At 65.3% G+C, this 4606-nt stretch carries 5 protein-coding genes and 2 pseudogenes; 3 read left to right on the top strand and 4 right to left on the bottom strand.

Annotated elements, in window-relative coordinates:
- Positions 1–293: 293 nt before the first annotated feature.
- Both FHW79_RS32080 and FHW79_RS32075 read left to right on the top strand, forming a co-directional pair.
- Positions 294–920 carry a hypothetical protein gene (locus tag FHW79_RS32080; protein ID WP_183182656.1) on the top strand — a complete coding sequence of 209 codons (627 nt, stop codon included), beginning with the start codon at positions 294–296 and terminating at the stop codon, positions 918–920.
- A gap of 23 nt (positions 921–943) precedes the next feature.
- Positions 944–1489: a hemerythrin domain-containing protein gene (locus tag FHW79_RS32075; RefSeq protein WP_183182655.1), complete on the top strand. Its 546-nt coding sequence runs from the start codon at positions 944–946 to the stop codon at positions 1487–1489.
- 326 nt (positions 1490–1815) lie between these two features.
- On the opposite strand, the gene FHW79_RS33170 is transcribed toward FHW79_RS32075, so the two are convergent.
- Positions 1816–1980: a transposase gene (locus FHW79_RS33170; RefSeq protein WP_247884728.1), complete on the bottom strand. Its 165-nt coding sequence runs from the start codon at positions 1978–1980 to the stop codon at positions 1816–1818.
- A 171-nt stretch (positions 1981–2151) separates the two neighbouring features.
- Positions 2152–2292: a hypothetical protein gene (locus FHW79_RS33165; protein ID WP_247884727.1), complete on the bottom strand. Its 141-nt coding sequence runs from the start codon at positions 2290–2292 to the stop codon at positions 2152–2154.
- 84 nt (positions 2293–2376) lie between these two features.
- Here FHW79_RS33165 and FHW79_RS32065 point away from each other — a divergent pair.
- Positions 2377–2547: pseudogene (locus tag FHW79_RS32065) on the top strand (IS5/IS1182 family transposase); the annotation flags it as partial.
- A 31-nt stretch (positions 2548–2578) separates the two neighbouring features.
- Here the strand turns inward: FHW79_RS32065 and FHW79_RS32060 are convergent.
- Both FHW79_RS32060 and FHW79_RS32050 read right to left on the bottom strand, forming a co-directional pair.
- Positions 2579–3749: pseudogene (locus tag FHW79_RS32060) on the bottom strand (IS3 family transposase).
- 329 nt (positions 3750–4078) lie between these two features.
- On the bottom strand, positions 4079–4606 hold a 528-nt coding region (locus FHW79_RS32050; protein ID WP_183182654.1), incomplete at its 5' end, for a DedA family protein.

The raw sequence follows: 4606 nt of genomic DNA, 5'->3' as shown, positions 1-4606 counted from the left end.
GCAAGTACGCCTTGGTCGATCACGCTCTGAGCCGCGCCACCAAGGGGCTCATCGGCATTCTGGAAGTCGATGGCAAGGCGGACGACAGTGTCATCCTCGACAAGAGCGGCGACTCCCGCAAACAGCTCGGCGAGATGAAGCATTGATCCCACCCCGGTGGGATGCGCAGGGGGAGGGTGGGGGGCGAGACCCTGCCTTCCTCTGTTGGGCATTTCCCGCTTGCCACCGGTGCTTGGCCGTGCCGTTTGCGCGAGGACAAAGAGGCCCGCGCATCATCGTGGCATGATCCGGTTATGACCTTTCCATCCTTTTATGATGCGGCGCCGCGGCTCGTCGTGTGCGATCCGCTCAGCGCGTTCCTCGGCGCGGCCGAGGACGGCCTGCTTGAGTATGGCTATGCCGATGCGGTGCGGCTGGCCGGCCATTCCTGCCCGACCGTCGCGGGCGCTTACCTGATGACCGTACGGTCACTGGAGCGTCTGTATCCCGATGAGGTGCCCGAGCGCGGGGCCGTTGCGGTGTCTGTTCGCGAGGCCGCCGCCGAAGGTGTGGCCGGTGTGATGGCAAGCGTCGCCACGCTGCTGACCGGAGCGACGGAGAGCACCGGCTTCAAAGGCATCGCTAAACGCTTCGACCGCCGGAACCTCCTGTCCTTCGGGGTCGGCATTCAAGGGACGATGGCCTTCGTCCGCATGGACACGGGAGCGGGCGTGCAAGCGACGCTCGACAGCGGCGTCGTGCCGGTCGATCCGGCGATGCCCGGCCTTCTGCAGCGCCTGTTGTCCCACGCGGCATCCCCGGACGAAGCGGCACAGTTCCGCATCCTGTGGCAGGAGCGGGTCCGACGCATGCTGGTGGACCACGCCGACGATCCTCGACTGGTCAGGCTTGCCGCTTGGAATGGCCGACCCGACGCGTGACCCCCTTTCAAAAGACTTCGGACATGCACACCGACAGCAAGACCGGCCAACTCCTGCACGATGATCATCACCGGACCATCGACCTTCTGAACGCGTTCGAAGCCTACCTGGAGCGCACCACGGAAGACGACATCCCACATCTGGACGTGGACGGTCGCGTTCTGCTCGCCACCCTTGGCAAGGAGTTGGGCCAGGACCTTGAACGGCATTTCCTCCTGGAAGAGCAGTGGCTCTTCCCGCCCATTGCCGCCGCTGGCGCTTACGAGATGACGGCCGACCTCTCGACCGACCACGAAGCCCTGCGCCCGCTCGTCCGCCGCATCTCCCGGCTGTGTGCCCTGGCTCTGCGTGAGGGGTTCGATGAGGAAAGCTGGCTGGTCTTCCGCCATTTCGGGCAGCAATTGATCGAGGGCCTCGTCCTGCACATTCAAAAGGAAGAGACCGCACTGCTCAGTGCCGTTGACGCCGTGCTCACGCCGGCACAGGACGTCTCCCTTGCACGGGCTTACCGTTGTGGGGAAGAGGCGCTTGGCGGCCCGAATGAACGCGCATCATCGCCGCAGGTTTAGGACGGGCATTCAGCGGCAGGTTCAGCGGCAGATCGGTCGCGGCCAACGTGCGCCGGTGTTCCGAACCGCATCAAGCCGGATTCATCGGCTCGGTGGGCGGGGCGGGGTTGTCCTCGGGTTCCGCCGGCGCGGCAGGCACGTGCTCGTCCGGAAGGCGACCGAGGCAGGACCCGTCGGGGCGTGCGAAGGGTGACAAGGACAGGGGTGCGGACCGCTGGGGCTTCATGGTGATTCCTCCCTTACTGTCAGAACACCGTTCATGCCGCATCATCGGGCTCCGTTGCAAATTTTGACGGCGGATGCGGTGAGCCGCGGTATCGACACCTTCAGGCGGCAACACCGAACAGGCTGGCGATGAAGGTCGCCTGGGCGGGCATGTCGTTGGCGGGCATGGCGGCGACCTGCTCCTTGCGCACCATCGCCAGGATCTCGTAGCCGGCGATGGTTCGGCGCGCGGTGTGGAAGCTCTTGAAGCCGAGCCCCGGCCGCACCAAGCGTTATGCGGCGGTGATCCTGTTCAACGATATTGTTGAGGTACTTGATTGGTCGGAGCTTAGTGAACCGCCACAGCTCACCGTCCTTCTTCATCGCTTTGGCCGCACTCGGATACGTGGCGTTCTTGTCCACAGTGAGGGAGCGCGGGTTCACCGTGGACGCCTGCTTCAGCGCCTTGCGGAAGAAGCGCCGGGCGGCGGGCGCACGCGCTTGGCGCGGATCAGGAACTGGAAGTACCAGCGCACCGCCCACAGGATCACCGCCGTCGTGAACTGTCGCCCCTTGAATGGGCTCTTCCCGCTGCGCATCACCGTGTCACCCCAGCCGCCGATAGCGGCTGGGTTTTACCCGATCTCCGTCCGCCAGCAAACTTTGCAACGGAACCGGGAAGGATGCGGGGCTCGGACGAACGCAGCGAGGGTCTGTTCAGCTACGTGACCTGTGAGGCGCGGGTTCCGCCCGCTCACCCCTTGCGGCCGATGCGGACCATCGTGGACGAGGCACTGAAGGTGATGTCGCCGGCGTTCGAGGGGCTGTGCTCGAAGATCGGGCGGCTGTCGATCCTGAGCTTCCCCCGGAACGATGGACACCGGGTTATGCGGCCTGAAGTTCGGCCTGCTCAGGTGTTCTATAGCCGATTGCCGAGTGGAGGCGTTGGCGATTGTAGTAGCCTTCGATGTAAGCGAACAGGTCGCGCTTGGCATTCTCGCGTGTCGCGTACCGGTGATGGTGGACGAGTTCCGATTTCAGGCTTCCGAAGAAGCTTTCCATTGGTGCGTTGTCCCAGCAGTTCCCCTTACGGCTCATCGACTGGGTGATGTCATGGTTTTTCAAAGCCTTGCGGTAGTCCGCCGAGGCGTATTGGCAACCGCGGTCGGAATGGTGCAGAAGGCCGGGGGCGGGCCGCTGGCGCTGGAGGGCCATGGTGAGCGCCGCCAGCGGCAATTCGGTGCGCAGGTGATCGCGCATGGCCCAGCCGACCGCCTTGCGGCTGAACAGGTCGAGGACCACCGCCACGTACAGCCAGCCCTCGTCGGTCGGCACGTAAGTGATGTCGGTGAGCCAGACCTTGTTCGGAGCGGTTGGAGCGAAGTTGCGGTCCAGGAGGTTGGGGGCGATCGGCAGGGCGTGGCGGCTGTCGGTGGTGCAGACCCGAAAGGCCCGGGGGCGCTGAGCCCGAAGGCCATGACGGTGCATGAGGCGTTCGACGCGCCCCCGGCTGACGGTCCGGCCCTGTGCCCGCAGGGCGGCATGAATGCGCGGGGCTCCGTAGCGCTCGCGGTGATCGGCGTGAAGTCGCCGGATGTCATCGAGCAACTGCCGGTTCGCCGCCTTGAGCGGGCTCTCCGGTCGCGTGCGCCAAGCATAATAGCCAGAAGACGACACGCCGAGGGCGTCGCAGAGCACTCGAACCGGGTATTCGTCGCGGCAGTTCTCAATAATCCGGAACCTCATTTCAGAGGCTTCGAGAAAATGCTCACAGTTTTTTTAGTATGTCTCGTTCCATGCGGACACGATCCAGTTCGCGCTTCAAGCGCGCGATCTCCGCTGACTGATCGCCGGCGGCCAACGGGGCCGGCGCCTGCTTGGTGGGGAACTGCGCCGGCCCCGCTGGCCCGGATACGCGCCGCCGCCAGGTGCGCAGCATCGACGGCTGGATACCCAACTCCTTGGCGACGTGTTCCAGGGGCCGGCCACTGCTTTCCAGCAGGCCCACGGCCTCTCGCTTGAACTCGTCCGTGAAAAAGCGCCGTGTCGTTGTCATGTCCACCTCTCCGCTCCCAACGGGAGCTTAACAAAGGTGTCCACCGATCCGGAGGAGGCTCACAGTCAGCAACTCGAACTCCAAGGACACATAGCGTTGGCGGTAATGCCCATATCCATCATCTCGCGATTGCCGGCATACTTTGCAACAGAGCCGGTCGCGGCGCCAAGGCCGCCCTGCTGCTGGCCGCCATCGCCCACCAGATGTTCTTCTACGCCTCCGGGCGCGGCGAGGGTGCGATGGACGACAGCCAGGTGATCCGCGGCTATCACCTGCTCAACGGCGTCACGCCGGGGTGAGGCGGCCCCGCCGATCCAGCGTCGCGCGGCTTATCGATACCGGCGGCTCGGTCGCCGCCGCGGTCCCAGGAACCAGACGATTAGGGCCGTCAGAGCGATGCTGCCGGCGAGGACGGCCATCATGAGCCCGCCGAAGCCGCCCGTATCGGAGGCGATGCTGCCGACGCCGGCCGACGCCAGCCATCCCGGCGCGAGCATGGCAGGCGCCCATAGGGCGGCGGACGCGACATTGGCGAACTGGAACCGGCGACCGTTCATCCTCATCATCCCGGCCACCAGCGGGACGATCGAGCGCAGGGGACCGAGAAACCGCCCGATGAACACCGCGGCGAAGCCGTACCGGCGGAAGAACAGGCGCGATTTCGCCACCTCCGCCCGGTATCGGGACAGGGGCCGCCGGTACACCACCGTCGGCCCCAGCCAGCGTCCCAGGCTGTAGGACACGGCGTCGCCCGCGATGGCTCCTAGCATTACAGTTGCGATGGGACAGCCCTCCGTCTGTTGAACAGGCTTTGGGAGGTCGCCATGTCCGGTGTCGCGGTCGAGGACCTGCTGGGG

It is taken from the genome of Azospirillum sp. OGB3, from assembly GCF_014192915.1.
Taxonomy (GTDB): domain Bacteria; phylum Pseudomonadota; class Alphaproteobacteria; order Azospirillales; family Azospirillaceae; genus Azospirillum.
The sequence above is the reverse complement of the archived record's forward strand: the minus strand, read 5'-3'. Positions and strand labels throughout refer to the sequence as shown.